The sequence below is a fragment of the Mesorhizobium sp. WSM3873 genome (assembly GCF_001672445.1).
Classification (GTDB): Bacteria; Pseudomonadota; Alphaproteobacteria; order Rhizobiales; family Rhizobiaceae; genus Mesorhizobium.
This window is the reverse complement of sequence record NZ_LYTM01000034.1, coordinates 37,591-61,775: the sequence shown is the minus strand read 5'-3', so window position 1 is coordinate 61,775 and position 24,185 is coordinate 37,591. Positions and strand designations below refer to the sequence as shown.

25 protein-coding genes are annotated in these 24,185 nt (G+C 63.2%); 14 read left to right on the top strand and 11 right to left on the bottom strand.

Translation table 11 applies throughout. The features are described 5' to 3' along the window. The 5 genes from A9K71_RS19970 to A9K71_RS19950 form a co-directional block, all read right to left on the bottom strand. Nucleotides 1-2,169, bottom strand: a complete 2,169-nt coding sequence (locus A9K71_RS19970) for a VWA domain-containing protein (protein ID WP_066999702.1) — start codon at nucleotides 2,167-2,169, stop codon at nucleotides 1-3. A gap of 2 nt (nucleotides 2,170-2,171) precedes the next feature. Continuing rightward, the gene (locus A9K71_RS19965; RefSeq protein ID WP_066999699.1) at nucleotides 2,172-2,735 is read right to left on the bottom strand and encodes an RNA polymerase sigma factor; all 564 of its coding nucleotides are present in this window, start codon (nucleotides 2,733-2,735) and stop codon (nucleotides 2,172-2,174) included. A gap of 73 nt (nucleotides 2,736-2,808) precedes the next feature. Next, on the bottom strand, nucleotides 2,809-3,540 hold the full coding sequence (locus A9K71_RS19960; RefSeq protein WP_066999696.1) for a dienelactone hydrolase family protein: 732 nt from the start codon (nucleotides 3,538-3,540) through the stop codon (nucleotides 2,809-2,811). Between the two features lie 104 nt (nucleotides 3,541-3,644). Continuing rightward, a complete protein-coding gene (locus A9K71_RS19955) occupies nucleotides 3,645-4,334 on the bottom strand; it encodes a hypothetical protein (protein WP_066999689.1) in 690 nt (229 codons plus the stop codon). Nucleotides 4,335-4,423: 89 nt separating this feature from the next. After that, nucleotides 4,424-5,998: a trimethylamine methyltransferase family protein gene (locus tag A9K71_RS19950; protein ID WP_066999687.1), complete on the bottom strand. Its 1,575-nt coding sequence runs from the start codon at nucleotides 5,996-5,998 to the stop codon at nucleotides 4,424-4,426. A gap of 281 nt (nucleotides 5,999-6,279) precedes the next feature. Between A9K71_RS19950 and A9K71_RS19945 the strand changes: the two genes are divergently transcribed. After that, on the top strand, nucleotides 6,280-6,978 hold the full coding sequence (locus A9K71_RS19945; protein ID WP_066999684.1) for a B12-binding domain-containing protein: 699 nt from the start codon (nucleotides 6,280-6,282) through the stop codon (nucleotides 6,976-6,978). A gap of 86 nt (nucleotides 6,979-7,064) precedes the next feature. Here the strand turns inward: A9K71_RS19945 and A9K71_RS19940 are convergent, their stop codons facing one another. Further along, a complete protein-coding gene (locus A9K71_RS19940) occupies nucleotides 7,065-7,202 on the bottom strand; it encodes an entericidin A/B family lipoprotein (RefSeq protein WP_019858698.1) in 138 nt (45 codons plus the stop codon). A 56-nt stretch (nucleotides 7,203-7,258) separates the two neighbouring features. Between A9K71_RS19940 and A9K71_RS19935 the strand changes: the two genes are divergently transcribed. From A9K71_RS19935 to A9K71_RS19905, 7 genes are all read left to right on the top strand, one after another. Continuing rightward, a complete protein-coding gene (locus tag A9K71_RS19935; RefSeq protein ID WP_066999681.1) occupies nucleotides 7,259-7,888 on the top strand; it encodes a DUF1638 domain-containing protein in 630 nt (209 codons plus the stop codon). A 167-nt stretch (nucleotides 7,889-8,055) separates the two neighbouring features. Beyond that, a complete protein-coding gene (locus A9K71_RS19930; protein WP_066999678.1) occupies nucleotides 8,056-8,631 on the top strand; it encodes a DUF4893 domain-containing protein in 576 nt (191 codons plus the stop codon). 104 nt (nucleotides 8,632-8,735) lie between these two features. Further along, nucleotides 8,736-9,518 carry a formyl transferase gene (locus A9K71_RS19925; RefSeq protein ID WP_066999675.1) on the top strand — a complete coding sequence of 261 codons (783 nt, stop codon included), beginning with the start codon at nucleotides 8,736-8,738 and terminating at the stop codon, nucleotides 9,516-9,518. 134 nt (nucleotides 9,519-9,652) lie between these two features. Beyond that, a complete protein-coding gene (locus A9K71_RS19920; protein ID WP_066999671.1) occupies nucleotides 9,653-9,955 on the top strand; it encodes a virulence factor in 303 nt (100 codons plus the stop codon). After that, nucleotides 9,948-10,547 carry a methylenetetrahydrofolate reductase C-terminal domain-containing protein gene (locus A9K71_RS19915; protein ID WP_066999668.1) on the top strand — a complete coding sequence of 200 codons (600 nt, stop codon included), beginning with the start codon at nucleotides 9,948-9,950 and terminating at the stop codon, nucleotides 10,545-10,547. Before A9K71_RS19920 ends, A9K71_RS19915 begins: the two co-directional genes overlap by 8 nt. Beyond that, nucleotides 10,544-11,638, top strand: a complete 1,095-nt coding sequence (locus tag A9K71_RS19910; RefSeq protein WP_066999665.1) for a methylenetetrahydrofolate reductase — start codon at nucleotides 10,544-10,546, stop codon at nucleotides 11,636-11,638. The genes A9K71_RS19915 and A9K71_RS19910 overlap by 4 nt, the downstream gene beginning before the upstream one ends. Before the next feature lie 138 nt (nucleotides 11,639-11,776). Further along, nucleotides 11,777-12,754 (top strand): methyltetrahydrofolate cobalamin methyltransferase, encoded by a 978-nt coding sequence (locus A9K71_RS19905; RefSeq protein WP_066999662.1) that lies wholly within the window; start codon nucleotides 11,777-11,779, stop codon nucleotides 12,752-12,754. A 79-nt stretch (nucleotides 12,755-12,833) separates the two neighbouring features. Here the strand turns inward: A9K71_RS19905 and A9K71_RS19900 are convergent, their stop codons facing one another. Continuing rightward, a complete protein-coding gene (locus tag A9K71_RS19900) occupies nucleotides 12,834-13,076 on the bottom strand; it encodes a hypothetical protein (RefSeq protein ID WP_245299687.1) in 243 nt (80 codons plus the stop codon). An 89-nt stretch (nucleotides 13,077-13,165) separates the two neighbouring features. Here A9K71_RS19900 and A9K71_RS19895 point away from each other — a divergent pair, with 89 nt between their 5' ends. The 3 genes from A9K71_RS19895 (at nucleotide 13,166) to A9K71_RS19885 (ending at nucleotide 16,797) form a co-directional block, all read left to right on the top strand. After that, entirely contained in the window at nucleotides 13,166-15,235 is a 2,070-nt protein-coding gene (locus A9K71_RS19895) for an ASKHA domain-containing protein (protein WP_066999654.1), read from the top strand. Nucleotides 15,236-15,420: 185 nt separating this feature from the next. Continuing rightward, complete coding sequence (locus tag A9K71_RS19890; protein WP_066999651.1) at nucleotides 15,421-15,606, top strand: hypothetical protein; 186 nt, start codon at nucleotides 15,421-15,423, stop codon at nucleotides 15,604-15,606. Nucleotides 15,607-15,837: 231 nt separating this feature from the next. Beyond that, nucleotides 15,838-16,797, top strand: a complete 960-nt coding sequence (locus tag A9K71_RS19885) for an alpha/beta hydrolase (RefSeq protein WP_066999648.1) — start codon at nucleotides 15,838-15,840, stop codon at nucleotides 16,795-16,797. A gap of 1 nt (nucleotide 16,798) precedes the next feature. Here the strand turns inward: A9K71_RS19885 and A9K71_RS19880 are convergent, their stop codons facing one another. Then, entirely contained in the window at nucleotides 16,799-17,698 is a 900-nt protein-coding gene (locus A9K71_RS19880; RefSeq protein ID WP_066999645.1) for a LysR substrate-binding domain-containing protein, read from the bottom strand. A 220-nt stretch (nucleotides 17,699-17,918) separates the two neighbouring features. Here A9K71_RS19880 and A9K71_RS19875 point away from each other — a divergent pair, with 220 nt between their 5' ends. From A9K71_RS19875 to A9K71_RS19870, 3 genes are all read left to right on the top strand, one after another. Then, nucleotides 17,919-18,104 carry a hypothetical protein gene (locus tag A9K71_RS19875; protein ID WP_066999640.1) on the top strand — a complete coding sequence of 62 codons (186 nt, stop codon included), beginning with the start codon at nucleotides 17,919-17,921 and terminating at the stop codon, nucleotides 18,102-18,104. A 336-nt stretch (nucleotides 18,105-18,440) separates the two neighbouring features. Continuing rightward, on the top strand, nucleotides 18,441-18,575 hold the full coding sequence (locus tag A9K71_RS32930; RefSeq protein ID WP_082980636.1) for a hypothetical protein: 135 nt from the start codon (nucleotides 18,441-18,443) through the stop codon (nucleotides 18,573-18,575). A gap of 340 nt (nucleotides 18,576-18,915) precedes the next feature. Further along, entirely contained in the window at nucleotides 18,916-19,854 is a 939-nt protein-coding gene (locus tag A9K71_RS19870; protein ID WP_348626470.1) for a GlxA family transcriptional regulator, read from the top strand. A gap of 143 nt (nucleotides 19,855-19,997) precedes the next feature. On the opposite strand, the gene A9K71_RS19865 is transcribed toward A9K71_RS19870, so the two are convergent. From A9K71_RS19865 to A9K71_RS19855, 3 genes are all read right to left on the bottom strand, one after another. After that, a complete protein-coding gene (locus A9K71_RS19865; RefSeq protein ID WP_067000849.1) occupies nucleotides 19,998-20,339 on the bottom strand; it encodes a peptidase inhibitor family I36 protein in 342 nt (113 codons plus the stop codon). A 114-nt stretch (nucleotides 20,340-20,453) separates the two neighbouring features. Then, on the bottom strand, nucleotides 20,454-21,302 hold the full coding sequence (locus A9K71_RS19860; RefSeq protein WP_066999634.1) for a DUF1194 domain-containing protein: 849 nt from the start codon (nucleotides 21,300-21,302) through the stop codon (nucleotides 20,454-20,456). Between the two features lie 92 nt (nucleotides 21,303-21,394). After that, a complete protein-coding gene (locus A9K71_RS19855) occupies nucleotides 21,395-23,956 on the bottom strand; it encodes an FAD-dependent oxidoreductase (RefSeq protein ID WP_066999631.1) in 2,562 nt (853 codons plus the stop codon). Nucleotides 23,957-24,185: the final 229 nt, after the last annotated feature.

Here is a 24,185-nt window from a genome sequence, read left to right as displayed (position 1 = left end):
CTATCTGTTGGTGCCCAGCGACGAGGCTAGCCGCACCAGCGACAGGAATTCCGCCCTGTAGCCGAACGGATCAGCGCCGCGCGCGGGGTTGGCGATCTCCAGGATCCGGTCGTAGCCGAAATTCGCCGTCTGATCCGCGTCGCGCAGCTTCTGCCCGAAAGCCGCGACCGCGACCGAAAAGCGCTGGTCGACGCCGGCTTCATCGAAGGACGGCACCTCGTTGGCCGCGGTCACCGGTGTCGTGATCAGTTTCGAGACATTCTCGTTCGGCAGCTTGTAGCGGATTTTTACGAAGGCATATTCGCCCGCATTGGCAACGCCGCCATTGTCGACCTTCGCCTCGCCATAGCGCAGCGGATCGACCTGTTCGGCGCCGCTTCCCTTGGGCGTGACCTCGTAGATCGCCGTCACCGAATGGCCGGAACCGATATCGCCGGCGTCGACGCGGTCATTATTGAAATCCTCGCGCTTGAGCGCCCGCGTCTCATAGCCGACCAGCCGGTATTCCGAGACCTTGGCCGGGTTGAACTCGACTTGGATTTTCACATCCTTGGCAATCGTGAACAGCGTCGAGGACGCGTCCTCGACCAGCACCTTCTCGGCCTCGGCAAGCGTGTCGATATAGGCGGCCGTGCCATTGCCGTTCTGGGCGATGGTCTGCATCATCTGGTCGTTGAGATTGCCGCGGCCGAAGCCGAACACCGAGAGAAACACGCCGGTCTTGCGCTCCTTCTCGATCAACCGTTTGAGGTCGTCGTCATCGGTCTGGCCGACGTTGAAATCGCCGTCGGTGGCAAGCATCACGCGGTTGATGCCGTCCTTGACGAAAGACTGCTGCGCAAGTTTGTAGGCTTCCTTGATGCCTGCCTCGCCGGCGGTCGAACCGCCCGGCTCCAGATTGTCTATCGCTGCAAGAATCTTCTGCCTTTCCGCGGCCTTTGTCGGCATCAGCACCGTGCCGGCATTGCCGGCATAGGTGACGATGGAGACGGTGTCGTCGGCCTTGAGCTTGCTGACCAGCAACCGGAACGCCGACTTCAAGAGCGGCAGCTTGTCCGGCTCGTCCATCGAACCCGAAACATCGATCAGGAACACCAGGTTTGCCTTCGGCGCCTCGACCGGCTTCACGTCAAAACCCTTGATCGCAACATGCATCAGCTTGGTGCGCTCGTTCCAGGGCGTCGGCATGACGGTGACGGTCGAATTGAACGGCGTCGCGGCCGAGTCTGGCCCCTTCCAGTCATAAGGGAAGTAGTTGATCATCTCTTCGACCCGCACCGTACCCGGGTCGGGCAGAATACCTTCCTTCAGCGAGCGGCGGACGAAGGAATAGGACGCCGTGTCGACATCGATCGAGAAGGTCGACACCGGATCCTGGGCAGCTTGGTGCACCGGATTGGTCTTGAAGGTCTCGATGCGGTCGCGGTTTTGCTCTTGCGGCTGCATTTGATCGGCCGGCATGGGCGCCGGCTGAACCATCGGCCTGGAACCAGCGACGGCGCCAGCCGGCATCTCTGCAGGTTGCATGGCGGTTGCCGGCGCCTGGGCATCCGCGCGTCCGCCGGCGGCCAGCTGGTCAACCTCCGCAGGTGCAGGCGGCGGCACAGGCAGCGCCTGTGGTGCTTGCTTGGCAAAGTCCTTCAACGCCCCGTATTCCTGCCTGGTCCGATCATCGGATCGGCTCAATTCAGTTTTCGGCGGCGATGCCGGTGCGACCTGCGCCTCGTCTTCGACACGCCTCTCGCTGTCGGCGCCGGTCTTCTTCTCCTTGGCAGGCGCGGCCGCCAGCGGCTCGCTGATCGCGGGCTGGTTCGGTATCGGCTTCTGCGCAACCGGCTTGTCGGCCACCGTTTCGGTGACCTTCCCGTTTGAAATAACGGGCGGCTGCTCCCTCAGCATCTCAAAAGCGGCATAGCCGGCGATAGGCAGCGCGACCAGCGCGGTCAGGGCCGGGGTGGCAATGAGTTTCCGTTGCATGATCTCTCTCCAGAGCCTTTGTGCTCGCTCCGTGAGACGAAGACCTGCCGGCGATCCTTGGGGGGCGGTCGAAATTTTTTCGTTCAAGTCGAAGGCCTGCATCGCGGCGGCCAACGCACGCGTTTGCGCTTCGCTGTCCGGCGCCGGAACTGCCAGATTGCGCAGCCTTTCGAGTTCGTTGTCGTCGACCATGGTCACACTTCCCCGGCTGAGCGCATGAGCAGCTTCAGCCGTTTCTTCGCTTCATGGATGTGCCAGGAAACCGTCGCCTCCGAGATCGCCATCACCTCGGCCGCAGCCGCGTGGCTCAACCCTTCGCCATAGACGAGCAGCACCGCGTCGCGCTGCTTGTCCGGCAGCATGCGCACCGCCGCCCACAGCGCCTCGGCCGGGTCCTGGGCTCCCGCCGAGCCCTCCCCCGCGATCAGCGCATACGTGCCGAAGGCCTCGGTCTTGGCGCTGTCGCGGGCGCGCTTGCGAATCATGTCGCGCGAAGCGTTCAGTGTCATGGCGTAGAGCCAGGTCGTGAACGCGCCATTGCCCTGATAGTCGCGGATTGCCCGGCCGAGCCGCACGCAGACATCCTGGGCGATATCTTCGGCATCGGCCTTGCGGCCGCACCAGCGATAGGCGGCGCGATAGACGAAGCCATAGTGCCTTTCGAGCAGTTTGCCGAAAGCCCCCCGGTCTCCGCCCCTCGCCCGCCCGATCAATTCGGCATCGGAGGCTTCGCTGTCGTCCAGCATCATCGCCGTCATTTGCCTGTTGGACGAAGGCTAATGGCGATTCCTTGGGGCGATGGAAAGATTTTTTTGCGGCAGCCTCCGCACCCTACCCCAAGGTTTCGGCGAACAGCGTGATGAGCCGCTTCCAGTGGCGCTCGGCGCCCGCTTCGTCATAGACGCTGTGGTCCTTGACGCACCAGCCATGACCGACGCCGACATAGTTCTCGATCGTGTGGTCGACTTCGGCGACCCTGAGCGCCTCTGCCAGCCGGGCCGATTGCTCCGGCGGAAAGCTACGGTCCACGCCGGCGACCCCGACGTAGATGCGTGCCTTGATCGACGCCGCCTTCCGGTGCGGGCTGTCGGGCGCGTCGCTTGCCAGATTGCCGCCGTGGAAGCTGGCGGCGGCAGCAATGCGGTCGGGATAGGCCGCGGCGGCATTAAGAGCCCGTGCGCCGCCCATGCAATAGCCGACGACGCCGACCGGCCCGTCTAGGCCTTCGGCAGTGAGCGCATCGAGGAAGGCCACGCTGTCGCGGATGGTCATCTCTTGCGTGGTGCCACCGCTCAGCGCCGTCAGTTGAGCCCTGGTCTTATTCTCAGCAAACGCAGTCTTAGGGTCGAACGGTCCATAGGGCACGCTGCGATAGAACAGATCGGGCACCAGCACGGCATAGCCATGCCCTGCGAGGCGTTCGGCCATCTGGTCGAGCGTCGGCCGCGGGCCGAAAATGTCCATGTAGAGGATGACGCCGGCCCTGGCCGCCGCCGCCGGTCGGAACAGCCCGGCCTTGGCCTTCCCGTCCCGGGTTTCAATCTCGATCTCTTGCTTGGCCATGCTGCTCTCCGTCGTCTGTCCGCGCGATAGATATCCGGCTGGAGCGGCCCGGCAAGACAATCCCGGAGCCTGGCGTTCAAGATTTCGTGCGGTTGGCCTTCATTTTACAGCCGAGCAAAGGCCGCCATATGAAAGGCCTGCACCTCTGGCGGATAGCGATAGTCCGCCCCGTAGGGACATGCATTGCGGTCGACGCAGCCGCTCGTGCGGCACAAGCCACCTCCGGGGCCGCGCACATGCCCAAGACAGGCTTCATGGGCAAAACCCTGCTCGGAATAGGCATCGACCGGACAGGATTTCATGCAGGGTTTTTCGACGCAAGTGTCGCAGAGATGAATCGCTTCTCGAGGCTCGGGCAGGAAAATCTCTTCCTCGAACAGCAGCGCGCCGCGATAGGCATGCCACAACCCATATTGCGGATGCATGAGGATGCCGAGCGGCGACGGCTTCAACCCTTCCGCCCGCATCGCCCATTGCTGGAACGGCAGATAGGGCCTGTCGGAGGGCGACACGGCGCGAGCGCCGAACGCTTTCGCCACCGCACCGATCACCTCCCGCGACCAAGTGTCGAGCGGGTTGATGATCCCGCTGGCCCGCTTCCCAAGCCAGCGCTGGAAGTACGGCCAGGGTGCGGCGCCGGCCTGCCCGACCAGGAGGGCGGACTTCGCAGGCGCGCCTGAAAGCCCCGCAGGCGCCACTTCATCACTAGCGAAGCGAAAGCCGCCCCGAAGGATCAGGCCGTCGGCGGCAAGCGCGGCCGCGGTCCCTTCGATCGTGCCGCGCGAAAAAGTCATCCCTTCTTGTCCGGGTCGGAGAACGCGCTCCGCCAGACTTCCTTATGGATGATGTTGGCGACTTTAGCCCGGCCTGACTCGGGCTCCTTTCAAGTGAAGGCGTCGGCCATCGAGGCCTTCTTCCTGTCGATGAAATCCTTCAGTGCCTCGTCGATCGCCGGATCGAGATGCGGTGCCTCGTAGCTTTCCAGCCAGCGACGAGCGAGCTCGTTGGCGCGCTGCGGCGCTGTCTTTTCGCCTTCGGCCAGCCACTGCTCATAGGAATTGTTGTCGGCGATGTTGGAGCGGTAGAAGGCGGTCTGGAAATTCGCCTGCGTGTGGTCGCAGCCGAGATAGTGGCTGCCCGGACCGACCTGGCGGATGGCGTCCATCGCCTGGCCGTTCTCCGACAGGTCGACGCCCTCGGCGAATTTCTGCGTCATGCCGAGCTGGTCGATGTCCATCATGAATTTCTCGTAGCAGGAGGCGAGACCGCCCTCGAGCCAGCCGGCCGAATGCAGCACGAAGTTGGTGCCGGCAAGGATGGTCGAGTTCAGCGTGTTGGCGCTCTCATAGGCCGCCTGCGCATCCGGGACCTTCGAGGCGCAGAGCGAGCCGCCGGTGCGGAACGGCAGGCCTAGCCGGCGCGCGAGCTGCGCTGCGCCATAGGAAACCAGCGACGGTTCCGGCGTGCCGAAAGTCGGCGCGCCCGACTGCATCGAGATCGACGAGGCGAAAGTGCCGAACAGCACCGGCGCGCCGGGCCTGATCAGCTGCGTGAAAGAGGCGCCGGCAAGCACCTCGGCCAGGATCTGCGTCAGCGTTCCGGCAACCGTCACCGGGCTCATCGCGCCGGCCAGGATGAACGGCGTGACAATGCAGGCCTGGTTGTGGCGCGAATAGACTTTCAGCGCGCCGAGCATGGTCTCGTCGAACACCATCGGCGAGTTGGCGTTGATCAGGCTGGTCAGCACCGTGTTGTTCTCGACGAAATCCTCGCCGAACACGATCTTGGCCATCGCCACCGTATCCTCGGCCCGCTCCGGCGCCGTCACCGAGCCCATGAACGGTTTGTCCGAATAGCGGATATGCGAATAGACCATGTCCAGATGGCGCTTATTGACCGGCACGTCGACCGGCTCGCATACCGTGCCGCCCGAATGGTGGATCGACGGCGCCATATAGGCGAGCTTCACGAAATTCTGGAAATCCTCAAGCGTTGCGTAGCGGCGGTTGCCGTCGAGGTCGCGCACGAAGGGCGGGCCGTAGACCGGCGCGAACACCGTTCCCTTGCCCCCGATCTGCACCGAACGCTCCGGATTGCGCGCATGCTGGGTGTAGATCGAAGGCGCGGTCTTGAGCAGCGAGCGGCAAAGCCCCTTGGGAAAATGCACGCGCTCGCCTTTCACATCGGCGCCGGCCTCTTTCCACAGCGCGAGCGCCTCGGCGTCGTCGCGGAAGATGATGCCGATCTCTTCCAGCACCGTGTCTGTGTTTTTCTCGATCAACGCCAGGCCTTCCTCGTCGAGGACCTCGTAGACGTTGATCTTGCGCTTGATATAGGTGAGCTGGGTGCCCGGACCGCCGCCTGCGCGCGCCGCACGCCTGGCCGCCGCGCCGCCGCTGGCGCCGCGTCCGCGTCGTCCGCCCGACGCTTCCTGCTCGACTGCCGCGTTATCGCTCATGATCGTTCTTCCTATAGATTTTAGATTTGGGCCTGAATTGGCTCGCGGCCGGTTCGCCGCCGCTTCTTTCCGGATCGTAGCCATGCACCCTATTGGAAACGGCCCGCCAGCGCCAACGCCTGTCGCAAAATCGACAAGAAAACCGCCAACTTTTCAGTCGCTTTCCTTTTGCGGGAAGTCGCAAATCAGCTATGGCTACCTTGCCCTCGCGGGTTAGGTATTGGCGCATCGATTTTTGAGCTGCAGCAAGCATTCCGAGCAGCAAGGAGCCCGAGGAAAAAATGTCCGACGACGAGATCATCCTTTCCGAGCTTTCCGACGAGGAACTCGTGCAGCAGATGCATGACGACCTTTATGACGGGCTGAAGGAAGAGATCGAGGAAGGCACGCATATCCTTCTTGAGCGCGGCTGGCAGCCCTACACGGTGCTGACCGAGGCGCTGGTCGAAGGCATGCGCATCGTCGGCGAAGATTTCCGCGATGGCATCCTGTTCGTGCCGGAAGTGCTGCTCTCGGCCAACGCCATGAAGGCCGGCATGGCCATCCTGCGCCCGCTGCTTGCCGCCACCGGCGCGCCCAAGCAGGGCAAGATGGTGATCGGCACCGTCAAGGGCGACATCCACGACATCGGCAAGAACCTCGTCGGCATGATGATGGAGGGCGCCGGCTTCGATGTCATCGACCTCGGCATCAACAACGCGGTCGAGAAATATCTGGAAGCGATCGAGCAGCATCAGCCCGACATCATCGGCATGTCGGCGCTGCTCACGACGACCATGCCCTATATGAAGGTCGTTATCGACACGATGAAGGAAAAGGGCATTCGCGACGATTACGTCGTGCTGGTCGGCGGTGCGCCGCTCAACGAGGAATTCGGCAAGGCCGTCGGCGCCGACGCCTATTGCCGCGATGCCGCGGTGGCGGTCGAGACCGCCAAGGATTTCATGAAGCGCAAGCACAACGTTCGCGCTTCCGCCTGATCCCAGGGCATCAGGATGGATCGAAAAAAGCCGCGCCTTGCAGCGCGGCTTTTTTGTTCCCAGATGATGATGATCAGGCTGAACGATCAGTTGGCGACAGTGTCTTTGACCGCCCTCGCCGTCGATTTGACGTCCTTGCCGACGCCTCGAATGGTGTTGGCGCAGGCGGTGAGTGCAAGCGCGCAGGCAAGGATGGCAATCGGCGCGATGCGTAGCAGTTTCATGGGTGTCTCCCTCAACAGATAATTAGCCCCGCAGCGAAAACCGGCTCGACTGGTTCATGGTCAAAACGCAAAAAACGAAACCGAATCAAACAGACAGGCTGCTCGTCATCGCCTGCGGGATGATTGCGCGCGAAGTTTTGGCCGTCAAGCAACAGCTAAAGCTCGATCACCTTGAGTTGACCTGCCTGCCGGCCGAGTTCCACTTCTATCCGGACCGCATCGCGCCGGCCATGGACAAGGCCATCGAAAAGGCCAAGGCGGAAGGCTACAACCACATCTTCGTCGGCTATGCCGATTGCGGCACCGGCGGCATGCTCGACCGCGTGATCGAGAAGCATGGCGTGGAGCGCATGGCCGGCCCCCATTGCTTCGCCTTCTACCAGGGCATGGACGCCTACGCGAAGGTCGCCGACGGCGACATGATGTCGTTCTACATGACCGACTTCCTCTGCCGCCAATTCGACGCCTTCTTCATCAAGCCGCTCGGGCTCGACAGGCATCCCGAGCTTATCAAGGACTATTTCGGCAATTACGAGAAGCTGATCTATCTCGCGCAAACCGACGATCCGGAACTCGACAAGGTTGCCGAGAAAGCCGCCGCCATGCTCGACCTCGCCTACGAGCGCCGCTCGACCGGCTATGGCGATCTCACGGGTGAACTGGCACGGGCGGCAGCCAACGCTTGAGGCTCTCGCAGGGCTGCTTCAAACGGCGGCCAGCGGAACGGACGATCGACTTGCAGACGAAGCCCCCTCGCCGCCGCTGTTAAGCCGGATGACAGCGGCCTGCGAACGGGTAAGTTGTGCCCCAGCAGACCAAACAGCTGTTCCAGCCACCGATTCGGGGAACGTCCATGATCCCTCGCCTGCTGCTTGCCGCCCTTTGCCTTATTGGCTTTGCCCTGCCGGCCTATGCCGATGGCGAGGTGCAGAAGCTGATCACCGCCGCCGACAAGGCGCGGCTCGACAAATATGGCGAAACGCGCAAGGCGGCTCTCGAAGAGGCAAAGGCCGGCGATCCGGCTGAGGTCAAGCAACTCGATGCGCTGCTCGCGAAGCCGCTGGTCGCTTTCTCCGACAAGGATCTGACCGGCAACTGGAAATGTCGCACCATCAAGGCCGGCGGCTTGAGCCCGCTCGTCATCTATGGCTGGTTCAAATGCAAGGTCACCGAGGACGGCTCGGGCTGGCGGCTGCAGAAGATCAGCGGCTCCCAGCGCACCACCGGTCGGTTCTTCGACGACGGTGAGAAGCGCGCCATCTATCTCGGCTCGTTTTCGGTCAATGACGACAAGGCCAAGCCCTATGGCAGCGGCGCCGAAAGCGACCAAGTGGGCTATGCCTTCCGCAACAGCGCCACCGAGTGGCGCATCGAATTCCCCGCGCCCTATTACGAATCGAAGCTCGACATCATGGAATTCAAGCGCTGACTGAGCCCGAAAAGTTGCAGACTTTCGGACCAGGATCATGCGTCTCACCAAGGGTTAACCCGCTCGCCCTAGCATGCGCCCGACTTTGAGAGCGGGTGCTTGCCATGGCAACGTCGGAATCCAGTCCGCGACGGATTGTGGTCGTCACCGAAGGCGGTCCGCATATCTGGGCCATCGTCAACGCCATCGCCGATCGCGTCGGCCCTGTCAGCGTCATCCTCGAAACCCCTGAATCAAAAAAGCGTTTGCTGCTCGGCCGCGCCCGCCGCCAGGGCTGGATCTCGGCCATCGGCCAGCTCGGCACGATGCTGCTGACCAGGCTTGGCAAGCGGTTCTTTGCCGGCCATGCTGCACGGCTGATTGCCGAGGAAAAGCTCGAGACAGAACCTCGCCCGACCCAGACGATCATTCATGTGCCTTCCGCCAACGGTCCGGAATGCCTTCAGGCGATCGAGAAGATCGGGCCGGGCGTCGTGCTCCTCGCCGGCTGCCGGCTGCTGTCGAGGGATACGCTCGCGAAGATGCCTTGCCCGGTGCTTAACTATCACGCCGGCATTGCCCCGAAATATCGTGGCATGAATGGCGGCTACTGGGCGCTGGCCTCCGGCGATCGAGTGAATTTCGGCACCACCGTACATCTGGTCGATGCCGGCGTCGACACCGGCGGAGTGCTGAAGCAGGCGCGCGGCAAGTCGAAACGCGGCGACACCATCGCCAGCTACGCGCTGCGGCAGGCGGCATTTTCCCGCGACATCTGCGTCCAGGCAGTGGCCGAGACGCTGGCGGGAAAACTTACGATGATCGATCCCGGCCTGCCCTCGAAACAGTGGTTTCACCCGACGATTTGGTTCTACCTCTGGACCGGCCTGACGAAGCGCGTCTGGTAATCTGCCAGCGTCGGAAATTCAGCACTCGCTTTGCGTCATCGCCAGCGTCGCTTTTGAAGGCGCGCGCGTCGTCCCATAACAAGCGGCACAAGGGCGCATGCGGCAATGCTCCCAACATCGAGGAGTGAGAATTCATGGCCGATCTGATCGTCGTCTATTGGCGCGATATCCCTGCGCAGGTCATCGTCAAGAAAGGCCGGCAGAACGCCAAGCGCGAGCTGCCGCTGCGCTTCACCGAGGCGATCGACATGTGCGCCATGCGCACCGGCGCCGGCGGCACCGACGATTACCTCGCCGAATGGCGTAAGGCCGATCCGGTTCCGGTCGGCGACGACATCGAAGCCGAGGTTGAGAAGGCCTACCAGGAACTCGATACGAAATATGACCGCGAGCGGCTGGTCGCTCTGGTCAAGGCTGGCGGGAAAGAAAATGTCTGAGAAGCAGCCGGCGGTCACCCAGGCCACCCTGGTCAAGAAGGCGGCGCCGAAGTCCGACTACAAGCCCGCGGACGTGTCGCCGCAACGCCGCGTCCAGCGCACTTTTGCCGTGAGGTTGTGGTCCATCCGCCATTCGCGACTGCTCGAATGGTTCTATGGCAGGTTCGCCGATGTCTTCCTGCTCTTGCATCCTTTGTGGAAGGGCATCGGCTACGGCCGCGTCGAAGCGCCTGTGAAATTCGTCGAGAAACGCGTCAAGGGCTTCATGTTCGACTGCCGCATGTGCGGCCAGTGCGTGCTCTCCTCCACCGGCATGTCGTGTCCGATGAACTGCCCGAAGCAGCTGCGCAACGGCCCGTGCGGCGGCGTGCGCGCCAACGGCAATTGCGAGGTCGAGCCGGACATGCCCTGCGTCTGGGTCAAGGCCTGGGAAGGCTCCCGCAACATGAAGCATGGCGACAAGATCCTCACCGTGCAGAAGCCGGTCGATCAGTCGCTGCGCGAAACCTCGGCCTGGCTCAGGGTGACCGCGCAGGCGGCCGCGGCGCGTGAAGCCGCCCAGAATCCGCAGAACCCCGGAGCTTCAGCATGAGCATCCGCCACCAGCGCGACGAGAACCCGGCCGGCGTTCACCTGCCGCTCGATCCCCTGCCCGGCCATTCGTCGCGCGGTCGGTTGGAGCGCGTGCTGCGCCGCGGCGAGTTCGCGGTGACGACCGAGCTCAACCCGCCCGACAGCGCCGACCCTGAAGACGTCTACAACCGCGCCAAGATCTTCGACGGTTGGGTCGACGCCATCAACGCGGTCGACGCCTCCGGCGCCAACTGCCACATGTCGTCGGTCGGCATCTGCGCGCTTTTGACCCGCATGGGCTACGCCCCGATCATGCAGATCGCCTGCCGCGACAAGAACCGCATCGCCATTCAGGGCGACGTGCTGGGCGGGGCGGCAATGGGCGTCGCCAACATGCTCTGCCTCACCGGCGACGGCGTGCAGGCCGGCGATCAGCCGGGCGCCAAGCCGGTCTTCGACCTCGATTCCATGTCGCTGCTCGAAACCATCCGCATCATGCGCGACAACGGCAAGTTCCTGTCCGGCCGCAAGCTGACGACGCCGCCGCAGATCTTCCTCGGTGCTGCCGTAAACCCCTTCGCGCCGCCTTACGATTTCCGTCCCATCCATCTCGGCAAGAAGATCGCCGCCGGCGCGCAATTCGTGCAGACGCAATACTGCTTCGATGTGCCGATGTTCCGAACCTTCATGCAAAAGGCGCGCGACCTCGGCCACACCGAAAAAGTGTTCATCCTGTGCGGCGTCGGGCCGCTCGCCTCTGCCAAGACCGCCAAATGGATCCGCTCCAACGTGCCGGGCATCCATATCCCCGATGCGGTGATCAAGCGGCTCGAAGGCGCGCAGGACCAGAAGAAGGAAGGCAAGCAGCTCTGCATCGACATCATCAACGAGGTGAAGGAAATTCCGGGCGTCGCCGGCGTCCATGTGATGGCCTACCGCCAGGAAGAGTATGTCGCCGAGATCGTCGATGAATCCGGCGTGCTGAAAGGCCGCCAACCCTGGAAGCGGGAGATCCGCCGCGACGATCAGATCGTCGCCGAGCGGCTCGACCACATACTGCACGACGAGATTACCGAAACCCAGGTCGACATGGTGAAGACCGCGCATTGATGTATGTCGCCCAAAATTGGGAACCGGTTTTGGGCGACATACATGAACTTAAAGTCCAAGGCGCGGCCGGCACCCGTCCGCTTGAACAAGACCAGATAACGATATAAAGAACTCTTTATATCCCGACGGAGAGATTGCATGACCCGCACCATCGTCGCCTCGGCGACCCGAGAAATCGTCATCGGCTTCGATCAGCCCTTCTGCGTGATCGGCGAGCGCATCAACCCGACCGGCCGCAAGAAGCTGGCCGCCGAGATGGTGGCCGGCAACTTCGAGACCGTCATCAAGGATGCGCTGGAACAGGCCGCCTGCGGCGCCACCATGCTCGACGTCAATGCCGGCGTCACCGCCGTCGACCCCAATGCGACCGAGCCGGCGCTTTTGGTGCAGACGCTGGAGATCGTGCAGAACCTGGTCGATCTGCCGCTGTCTATCGACTCTTCGGTGACCGCCGCGATCGAGGCGGCGCTGAAGGTCGCCAAGGGGCGCCCGCTGGTCAACTCCGTCACCGGCGAGGAAGAGAAGCTCGAAGCCATCCTGCCGCTGGTCAAGAAATACAACGTTCCGGTCGTCGCCATCTCCAATGACGAGACCGGCATCTCGATGGATCCGGACGTCCGCTTCGCGGTCGCCAAGAAGATCGTCGAGCGCTGCGCCGATCACGGCATTCCCGCGCATGACGTCGTCGTCGATCCGCTGGTGATGCCGATCGGCGCGCTGGGCGATGCCGGCCGCCAGGTGTTCGCACTGCTGCGCCGGCTGCGCGAGGAACTCAAGGTCAACACCACTTGCGGCCTTTCCAACATCTCGTTTGGCCTGCCGCATCGCCACGGCATCAACGCCGCCTTCATCCCGATGGTGATCGGCGCCGGCATGACGAGCGCCATCATGAACCCGGTCCGCCCGCAGGAGATGGAGGCCGTGCGCGGCGCCAACGTGCTCAACGGCACCGACGAGAACTGCACCAACTGGATCCGCACCTACAAGGACTACAAGCCGTTCGAAGGCGGCCATGCGGTCGCGGCTCCGGTCGCGGTCACCGCCCCTGGCGATGGCGCCGCCGCTGTCGGCGGGCGTCGCCGCGGCGGTCGTGAAGCCCGCATGGCCAGGGGGTAAGCGCGCAATCGTGAGCCGCATTGCAAACAGCCCTGATCCGGTCGCATCGTCGATGCGGTCGGAGAAGTCTGCTTTGCGGTCAGGCGACGCCCAATATGGCGTCGAACAACGCCATTCCAGCCCAGGATCCGAAGATGCCTGTGCCGCCGCCGACGATGACATCATCGTCGTAGGCGGGCCAGAATGCGTGGAGCAGGAGCGCTCCGACGATCGCGCCGAGAATTCCGGAGGCCAGATATTGCGGATTGCGCAGCCATGGGCCTTTGAGCACGCGCACCATGGTGAAAGCGGTGAAGATGGCGGGCAGCAGAATATCCGACATGTTTGGCCCCTGGACCAACGTACACTCCACCCAACAGTAAAACGATCCGTTAAACGGTATCGGCAATTGCCATCGAGACGCGTGCCAGCATGAATCCCCCGCCCAACATCACCGATCCGCTTGTGCTGTTCATGCCGTCAGGCAAGCGCGGGCGGTTTCCCGTTGGCACGCCGGTGCTGGACGCCGCGCGCCAGCTCGGCGTCTATGTCGAGAGCGTGTGCGGCGGCCGCGCCACTTGCGGGCGCTGCCAGATCGAGGTGCAGGAAGGCAATTTCGCCAAGCACAAGATCGTCTCTGCCAACGACCACATCTCGCCCAAGGGCGCCAAGGAAGAGCGCTACGAGCGCGTGCGCGGCCTGCCCGAGCGCCGCCGCCTCTCCTGCTCGGCGCAGATTCTCGGCGACCTCGTCATTGACGTGCCGCAGGACACGGTCATCAACGCCCAGACCATCCGCAAGGCAGCCGACACCAGGGTGATCGCTCGCGATACGGCAATCCGCATGTGCTATGTCGAGATTGAAGAGCCCGACATGCACAAGCCGCTCGGCGACCTCGACCGACTCAAGATCGCCTTGATGAAGGACTGGGGGTTCAAGAATGTCGAGTTCGACTTCTATCTCATGCCGCAGGTGCAGGGCATTCTGCGCAAGGGCAATTGGACCGCCACCGCCGCCATCCACAAGGATGCGGACAGCGACATCGCGCGCGTCATCGCGCTGTGGCCAGGCCTGAAGAACGAGGCCTACGGGCTCGCCTGCGACATCGGCTCGACGACCATTGCCATGCATCTCGTGTCGCTGCTGTCGGGCCGCGTCGCCGCCTCTTCCGGCACCTCCAATCCGCAGATCCGCTTCGGCGAGGATCTGATGAGCCGCGTCTCCTACGTGATGATGAACCCGGACGGCCGCGAGGGCATGACGGTCGCCGTGCGCGAGGCCGTTTCCGGACTGGTCGACAAGGTCTGTGCGGAAGGCAATGTCCAGCGCAACGACATCCTCGACGCGGTGTTCGTCGGCAATCCGATCATGCATCATCTGTTTCTCGGCATCGATCCGACCGAGCTCGGCGGCGCGCCGTTCGCGCTCGCCGTTTCCGGCGCCGTGCGCATCAAGGCCTCCGATCTCGGCTTGAAACTGAACCAGGGCGCGCGCCTTTATATGCTCCCTTGTATCGCCGGCCATGTCGGCGCCGACGCAGCCGCGGTCACGCTCTCCGAGGGTCCGCACCGCCAGGACGAGATGATGCTGATCGTCGACGTTGGCACCAATGCCGAGATCGTGCTCGGCAACAGCACGCGCGTCGTTGCGGCCTCCTCTCCCACCGGCCCGGCCTTCGAGGGCGCCGAGATTTCCGGCGGCCAGCGCGCGGCGCCCGGCGCCATCGAGCGCGTGCGCATCGATCCCGACACGCTTGAGCCGCGCTACCGCGTCATCGGTTCGGAACTCTGGTCGGATCAGCCGGGCTTTGCCGAAAGCGTGCAGGCGACCGGCGTCACTGGCATTTGCGGCTCCGGCATCATCGAAGTGGTGGCCGAGATGTATCTCGCCGGTATCATCTCCGAGGACGGCGTCGTCGACGGATCGCTTGGTGCGCGCTCGCCGCGCATCGTCGCCAACGGCCGCACCTTCTCCTATGTGCTGAAGGACGGCGAGCCGAAGATCACCATCACCCAGAACGACGTGCGCGCCATCCAGCTCGCCAAGGCGGCGCTCTACGCCGGCACCAAGCTGTTGATGGAAAAGCAGCACACCGACCATGTCGACCGCATCCATTTCGCCGGTGCCTTCGGTTCTTTCATCGACCCGAAATACGCCATGGTGCTGGGGCTCATTCCCGATTGCGATCTCGACAAGGTCTCGGCCGTCGGCAACGCCGCCGGCGCCGGCGCGCGCATGGCGCTCCTCAATCGCGGCTACCGCCGTGAGATCGAGGAGACGGTGAGCAGGATCGAAAAGATCGAAACCGCGCTGGAGCCTAAATTCCAGGAGCACTTCGTCTACGCCATGGCGCTGCCGAACAAGGTTGACCCTTTCCCGAAGCTCGCGGCCGCAGTGAAGCTGCCGCCGCGCAAGACGGTCGGCGAGGATGGCACCGCGGGCGACGCCACCCCGCGCCGGCGCTCGCGCGAGGAACGGGCGGCGCGGCGCGGGCGCGAATAGGTTCCCTTCGCCCGAAGCCTATCTTTGGTTCGTATGCATGCAAACGTTTCCGGATCCATCGATCCGGAAACCGGAACGCTGTTTTCGTGAAATCCGCCGGAAACATGCCGGGCGCATTTAGCCCGCCATCGAAGGGCTGGCGCGAAATGTCTTCGAGCCGGCGCGACCTTCCGGAGGAACCCACTATGTCGATGTTCGATAACCTCGGCCGCTTCGGCGTGACCATCAGGCAGGCTCATGCCCGGAGCAAGGCGATCCGCGCGCTCAACGACCTGCCCGTGCATGTGCAGAAGGATATCGGCTGGCCGGCTTCGCCGCCGAGCGACCCGCAGGCAGTCCTGCACGCGCTGCTCCTGGGCACCGCCCGCTGATGACCTTCGCCGACAAATGTAAGCTGCTCGGCAAGCGCCGAGGCCGGCAAGCGGCCTCGGCGATCGGCGACAACAAGTTGCGCGCCGCGCTGCTGCCAGGGCGCCGTTGACGCGACCGGCGTCGCATCACGCCGATGTGCCCGCTGCGAACCTTGACATTTTCAACCGGACTACAATCTTCGCATAGCAGGGGGAATTTCTCTTAGTCGGCTCGACCGATCCGTGTTCCGTATGCCCAGTTTGAAAAGCCACGTCGTTTCGTTCATTCTCAGGCACAGCCGCAAGAAGGCCTTTTCCAGTCCCGAGAATCTGCAGCGCTGGATCGCCTACGCCCGCAAGACCGAAGACTATCATCCGCCGGCTCTTCTGAAGGCGCGGCTGGATATCGCGGAGACCAGCGTCGATGGTTTCCCCGTCTATGAGATCGCACCGAAATCGGGCGAGCGCCGGCGTATCCTCTATTTGCATGGCGGCGCCTTCGTCTTTCAGATCACGTCCTATCACTGGGTGCTGATTGCCGAGATGGCGGAGCGGCTGGGCTTCGGCATCACCGTGCCGATCTATCCGATCGCGCCGGAGCACAATTTCCATGACATGTTCGGCATGGTCGGCGACGTCTACCGGCGCATGCTGCAAGAGACCAATGCCGAGAACATCGTCTTCATGGGCGATTCCGCCGGCGGCAACATGGCAGTCGTGCTCACCATGATGGCCGCCGAGGAAGGCCTGCCCTCGCCGGCGCGCCACGTGCTGATCTCGCCCGGCCTCGATATGTCCTTGTCCAATCCGGAAGTGTTCGAAGCCGAACGCAACGACCCCTGGCTGGGCATCCCCGGCGGGCTCGAGGCGATCCGGCTCTACAGCGCCGGCATCGACCGCTCCGACTGGCACATCAGCCCGCTCTACGGCGATCTCTCGGTGCTGCCGAAGACGCTGCTGCTCACCGGCTCGCGCGACCTGCTCAGCCCCGACAATCTGATCTTCGCCGAAAGGGCGCGCGCCGCAGGCGTCGAGGTCGATGTCGTATACGAGGAAGGCATGTTCCACGTTTGGCCGCTGATCGATATGCCGGAAGCGCGGCGCGCACGTGACAGCATCGTCGACTTCCTCACAGCCGAGATCGTACCGCAGCGAGCCCATGCATCGCGCCGAACCACTTATGCGGCGCGACCTGCGCCGGCGGCCGAATAGCTCAGAACTTGCCGGTTTCCCGGAACAGTTCAAAGGTCGCACGGATGTGGTCGGCAACCGCCTTCACCGGCGCACTGGCATCGGGTGCCACCACCATGGCGAGATTGTAGGTGCCGATATCGGGCATGCCGTCCTTCGCGCCCAGCGAAACCATCTCGTCGCCGAGGAAGGACTTCGGCAGCGGCGCGACGGCAAGGTCAGCCATGATGGCGGCGCGCTGGCCGGCGGTATGAGCGCTCATATAGGCGATGCGGTAGTTGCGACCTTCTCGGCCGAGCGCTTCCAGGGCGCCGGCCCGCCAGGCGCAGCCTTCTTCCCAAAGCGAAACCGGCAGCGGTTCGCGCAGATGCGCGCAGCCGCCCTTGGCGCCGGCCCAGACGATCGGCTCGGTTAGCAGCACCTCGGCGCCGACCGCGCTGGTCTTGTAGGAATTGGTGAGCAACGTGATGTCGAGCGCACGGTCGTCCATGCGGCGGCGCAGATTGACGCTCTGGTCGATGGTGACGTCGACGGCGATCGACGGATGCGATTGCGCGAAGCGCTTCAACACGTGGGGCAGCACGCGCTCGCCATAGTCGTCCGGGGAGCCAAGCCTGACCACACCGACAATGTCGGGAATGATGAACTTCGACACCACTTCGCGGTTGATCGACAAAAGCCGCCGGGCATAGCCGAGAAGCATCTCGCCGTCCGTGGTCAGCGTCACCGAGCGCGCGTCGCGCGCGAAGACGGAACGGCCGAGAATGTCTTCGAGCTTCTTGATCTGCATGGAGACGGCCGAGGGGGTGCGGAAGACCGCATTCGCGGCGGTGGTGAAGCTGCCGGTCTCGGCGATCGCCACGAAGGTGCGCAGCACGTCGAGATCGAGCAGCGGCAAAGGATGGTTGAGTGGGGCGTTCATCGGAGCTTGCCTTCAATTTTTCTGATGCAAATGATCATTCCATTTCGTTTGATTGAACATCACTTCGAGCGCATAGTCAACTCGATCGATGCAGGATGCTGCCAAAAGCAGCCATCGAACGACCATGATACAGACCTGCGATCGACATGAAATGAAGCTGAAACAGACCTGACGTAACCCATTGCCGGGCGCCTCCCTGCCCGAATCGAGGAGAAAGAAAATGTCTATCTTGTCGTCTATCGGTCGGCTCGCGACCGAATTCAGCGCCGCCCGCGCTCGCTACCAGACCGAACGCGCAATCCATGCGCTGCCGATCGAACTGCAGAAGGATATCGGCTGGCCGGAAGCCGCCGATGCCAAGACTGGATTGCGCTACGGCGTGGGAACCTGGGCCGGAGCCAAGTAAATAAGTGTGCATCACGTGCTAAGGGCTTGCCGCGTGTCAGACCGGCAGGCCCTTTTTGTTTGTACTCAAATGACTTTTCCAGCCATGCGGCCGTCGCATGACGCATATGAAGCACTCGCATAGCGGGGTCCGTTTCGAAATAAACCGCTGTAAATAATAGTAAATTTCGAACACGGAGCTCAAAAATGTCGCGTGGGATGTCGCTTTTCATAACAAGCGCTTCGTTTTTGCGATTTAGTTTTGACTGAAGCAGGCCTATATCAACGCCAGCAAAAACGAGCTGCCCCACTCCATTAAGCGAAGGCGACCCGTCTGAGCAACCAAATGGAGATGATGATGAAGCTCTTTGCCCGCCTGTTCCCCCGTCGCGAAATGAACCTGACGACCGCTCTTGAGCGTCAGCGTCTTGCCAAGACCATGCCCGGCCAGACCGGCGCCATGGCTGCCGCTCGCCTCGGCTTCGTTGCCTGAGACAGCAGTTTCGAACGGCACCTGGTTTGCCGTCGCGCTGAATGAAATTCAACGTCGCCCGGCTCCGCCGTGGCGGCGTTTTTCTTCTGACGGCGCATTCGTTGGAACCTGAAGTAGCAACCTTCGGTCTCGCGCCATCGACGATTGCCCGTTTGCGACCCGTGTCGCAAATTTAATCGTCGCTTAGCCGTCTAGCCGATTGACAGGAATGATTTTTCCTGATGTCGCTATGCTATTAGCGACATTCTGTTCGCGTCATGGCCGCGTGAGGTTTCCCGTGAATGCCGTAAAGCACCCGATCAAGAGATCGTTTGTGTTCTTCCTCATCCCCGACTTTACCATGATCGCCTTCGCAACGGCGCTCGACCCGCTCCGCTCGGCCAACCGGATGCTCGGCTACGAGGCTTATAGCTGGCGCCTGGCCAGTATCGACGGCAAGCCCGTGCGCGCCTCGAACGGCGTCGAATGCGCCGTCAACACCTCGCTCGAGGAAGAGCGCAGGAAGATGGCCGGGCCGGACCGCCCGAACATGGCGATCGTCTGCAGCGGCATGAATGTCGAGCGCTATCATAACAAGTCGGCCTTCGCCTGGCTGCGCGAGGAATACAACCGCGGCGTCGCCGTGGGCGGCCTGTGCACCGGCGCGCACATCCTGGCGGCCGCGGGCCTGCTCTCCAACAAGCGCTGCGCCATCCATTGGGAAAACCTGCCGGGCTTCTCGGAGGCCTTTCCCAAGGCCAACGTCTTCGCCGACCTCTTCGAGATCGACCAGAATGTCTACACCTGCGCAGGCGGCACCGCGGCGCTCGACATGATGCTAAAGCTGATCGGCGACGACTTCGACGAAAGCCTCGTCAACCGCGTCTGCGAGCAGGTGCTGACCGACCGCGTGCGCAGCCCGACGGATCGCCAGCGCCTGCCGCTGCGCGCCCGTCTCGGTGTGCAGAATTCCAAGGTGCTGACCATCATTGAATTGATGGAGGCGAACCTCTCCGAGCCGCTGTCGCTGATCGAGATCGCCGACCATGTCGATCTGTCGCGCCGGCAGATCGAGCGCCTCTTCCGCACCGAGATGGGCCGCTCGCCTGCCCGCTACTATCTCGAGATCCGGCTCGACCGCGCCAGGCATTTGCTCATCCAGTCGTCGCTGCCCGTGGTGGAAGTGGCTGTCGCCTGCGGTTTCGTCTCGGCCTCGCACTTCTCCAAATGCTACCGCGAGCTCTATGCCCGCTCGCCGCAGCAGGAGCGCGTCGACCGCAAGCAGTTGCTGGCCGCCTAAGCGACAAGGCTACGAAAACCTACGGCGGCTGTGTGGTCCGTATCGCCTCAATGCGGATGTCTTCGGTCAACTGCGCCTTCAGCGCCGAGAATTCCGGGCTGTTTTTGAGCGTTGCGTTATGACCGCTGGCAGGTTCGACCAGCTCAATATCGGTCGCAATAGCACTCCGCGGACGAGATGCGGTCGTTCCAGCCGGAACCTCCGAAATCGCGGACCCTGCGGTTGAGCTCGATCGAGCGGCCGCGCCTTCCTGCATTCTCATAGGCGACGAGCGTACAGCCCCGCCGCACCAGCACCGAGGAAACGCGGTCGTTCCAGAAGCCGCCCCGGAAATTGACGGCGTCGTCAGGACCCATTGCAAGCGAGCGTCCGCGGAAGTTCGCATTCTCGAACAGCACGCAGGCGGCCTCGCCGTAAAATTGGGCGCTGGCGCTTCCGGCAAATATTGTCGACGCAAGTGCCGCCAGGATGACCAAACGTTTCATGTAATATTTCCTCATTTCATCGCGTTGCGCGATGGCGCCGGCCCGATCACATTTTGCCATTGTGCCACACGAGGAAGCAAGTCCGAACCCCGCTCCGGCGGAGCTTGCCGACCGTCACCGGCTATCCATCATCCAGCCGCGGTTGCGCCACATCTTCTCACCGGCCAGGCAATCGGCGGCCGGCCTGTCGTCGGCAAGCACGACCGGCGGGTGAGCCGCCGCTTCTGCCGCCCATTGCCGCGAAGCCGGGCCGGCGAGCTCGAGCACCAGCTTGCGGCGGATCGCTTCCGGGAATTGCGTCCAGTCGTTGACCGGGATCATGAAGGCGCCCGGCCCGCCGATCACGCAGTCGCTGTAGTAGCGGTCGAGATTGGCGACGTCGAAGGCGCCGCCGTACCCGCCCCTTGTCATCAGCGGCAGTCCGTTGATGGTGATGCCCTGCCTCACCACCTCGTCGCGCGTGATGTCGACCGGCGCGCCCTGGTTGTTGGGTCCGTCGCCCGAAACGTCGATGACGCGCTTGGTCCCCTGAAAGCCGCTTTCGGCGAAAAGGTCGCTGCCGAAGGCCAGTGCGCCGGAGATCGAAGTACGTCGCGCGCTGTCCGGCGGACGCGCGTTCATCTGCGCAACCACCCGTTCGGCGTCGGCGCGATTGGCAATCGCTGTCCACGGTACGACGACCCGCTGCCATCTGGTGCCGGCCCACTCGACATAGGTGACCGCGATCTTGCCGTGGACGCCGTCGGCGATGGCCTTGAGCACGTTGTCATCCGTCAGTGCCGCCGCATAGCCACGGCGCTGGATCTCGAGTTCGGCCGGCGACATGGAGAGCGAAACATCGACTGCGAGCACCAGCTCGACATCGACCGGCTCTATCGCACTCGATCGCGTGGGCGGGCCGAGGAGCAGCGCCAGCGCGGCGGCGCCGGAAAGCCAATGCCTTGTTCGGCCCAAAGCGGACATGACGCAACGGTAAGCGATAATCGCGCATGAACAAAGCAAAAAGGCCCGGCGTCGACCGGGCCTTCCACCAATCCGGACGAACGCGCGCTCGCTTAGCTGCGCGGCTTGAGATTCTCCGGGTCGTAAAGCGGCTTGTAGCCGACGCCGGCCACCTCGACCGGATAGGTCTCGCCGAAATACTCCACCTGCAGCTTGCGACCTTCCTGGCAGTAGGCCCAGGGCAGATAGGCGAGCGCGATGTTCTTGCCGATGGTCGGGCCGTAGGCGACCGACGTGGTGAAGGAGCGCCGGCCGAGCTCGTCGACCAGCGTCTCGCAGGTCGCGGGATCCTGCACCGGCATGATGCCGACCGGATAGCGCGCGACGCCCTTGGAATCGGTGTTCTCGGTCATCACCAGCGTGCAGAGCATAGCCGGCTGATGCTCGCGGGCGCGATATTCCAGGTGCTTGGCCTTGCCGCAGAAGTCGTTCTCCTTGACCTTCGGGCGGGCAAGATCTGCCTCGAGCAGATTGTATTCGGTCAAGAGGTCGGCGTTCTGCAGCCGCAGGCTCTTCTCCATGCGGCGCGTGTTGGCGTAGGTCTCGACGCCGAACGGCATGACACCGGTCGAGCGCAGCGCGTCCCAGACGGCGAGCCCGTCCTCATAGCGCATATGCAGTTCCCAGCCCTGCTCGCCGACATAGGAGATGCGGAAGGCGGTGACGTCCTTGCCGCCGATCCTGATCGGCTTGATCGCCGCGAACGGGAAATTCTCCGGCGTCAGCCCGTTCGGGTCCTCGACCACCTTCTGCAGGGTCGTGCGCGCATTCGGCCCCCAGATGCCGATGGTGACGTATTTTTCGGTGACGTCGGTGACAGTGACATCGAAACCTTTGTCCTGCGCGGTGCGCTGCATATAGCGGAAGTCGCGCGGCCCGGCGTCGGCGCCGTCGATCACGCGGCAGCGATCGGCCATGCGGATCACGGTGAAGTCGGCGCGCACCATGCCTTCCTCGTCGAGGAAGTGGGTGTAGATGCCCTTGCCAATATTGTTGTCGCCGCCGATCTTGGCCGCGCACAGCCATTCCAGCAGCGCGACATGGTCCGGCCCTTCGACGTCGTACATCGAGAAATGCGACAGGTTGACGATGCCGCAATCCTCGCTCATCGCCAGATGCTCGGCATTGGAGACGCGCCAGAAATGGCGGTTGTCCCACTCGTTCTCGCGCACCGGCACGCGGTTGGCGTATTTTTCCAGGAGATGCTCGTTGGCGGCATAGCCATGGGCGCGCTCCCAGCCGCCCAGTTCCATGAAGTAGCCGCCGAGTTCCTTCTCGCGCTCCCAGAAGGGCGAACGGCGGATGTTGCGGCCCTTGGAGAACGGCTCGCGCGGATGCACCGCCGGATTGTAGACCTTCATCGCCGTCTCGGTGCAGCGATCCCAGATGAACTCTTCCTTCGTCTGGTGCGGGTAGAAACGCGCATAGTCGATGGCATGATGGTCGATCGAGGTGCGGCCGTCGGTCATCCAGTCGGCGATCAGCTTGCCCATGCCCGGGCCGTCCTTGACCCAAATGGCTACGGCGTACCAGAGGCCCCTCACCTTCTGGCTTTCGCCCATGGACGGGCCGCCGTCGGTGGTGACCTGCAGCAGGCCGTTGAAGGAATGGCCTTCATTGTAACCGAGCTCGCCGAGGATCGGCGTCAGTTCCATGGCGCGCTCCAGCGGCGCCATGATCTGCTCCATGTCGAGGTCACGCTGCGAGGGCGAGAGCCGCGCCTGGTCTTTTTCCAGCAGGTCGCGCGGATGGCAAAGGCGCGGATTGGTCTCCTCGTAATAGCCCCATTCGATCTGCCCGCCCTCCGCGGTCTTGGGATCCCCGGTGTCGCGCATATAGGCCGAGTTGCCCTGGTCGCGCAGCAGCGGCCAGCCGATCTCCTTGCCGGTGCCGGCGAACTCGTTATACGGGCCGAAGAAGGTCAGCGGGTGGTCGATCGGCATGACCGGCAGGTCTTCGCCGACCAGTGCCGCGGTCAGCCGGCCCCAAATGCCGGTGCAGACGACCACATAATCGGCTTCGATCGTGCCGCGCTCGGTCGCGACGCCCTTGATGCGGCCGTGCTCGACGATCAGGTCCTTGGCCGAGGTGTTGGCAAAAGCCTGGAGTTTGCCGGAAGCGACACCCTGGTCGACGAGCTTGCCGGCCACCGTCTGCGAGCGCGGGATGACGAGACCGGCGTCGGGGTCCCACAACCCGCCCTGCACAAGATGCTCCTCGATCAGCGGGAACTTCTGCTTGATCTCGGCCGGCTCGATCAGGCGCGCGCGGGTGCCGAATGCCTTGGCGGAAGCAATCTTGCGCTTGATCTCGTCCATGCGGCCGTCGTCGCCGACGCGCGCGACTTCGAGGCCGCCGATGCGCGCGTAATGGCCCATCTTCTCGTAGAAATCGATGGAATAGAGCGTCGTCCAGCAGGAGAGAAAATCGTGGCTGGTCGTGTAGCAGAAGTCCGAGGCATGCGCGGTCGAGCCGATATCGGTCGGGATGCCGGACTTGTCGATGCCCACGATGTCGTCCCAGCCGCGCTCGATCAGGTGATGGGCGACCGACGCGCCGACAATACCGCCAAGACCGACGATGACGACCTTCGCCTTTTTCGGAAACTCTGCCATGCCCGCGACTCCAAAGTGCTAAAGCGGGCGCGCCGGCGCCCGTACGAATTGCGCCACAATATGCAGAGGACGCGGATTGAGCTACCGCCTGTTTGCGACACGTCGCGGATGCCGCGCGACCCGGCGCGCCAGCTCGGCTCGGGATGCGATTTCGCTCGGCGAAAGCCCAGATGTCCTCGGCCTGGAGGCCGACCTGGTAGCCGACGGTCTTAAAGCTTGACCACGAGCT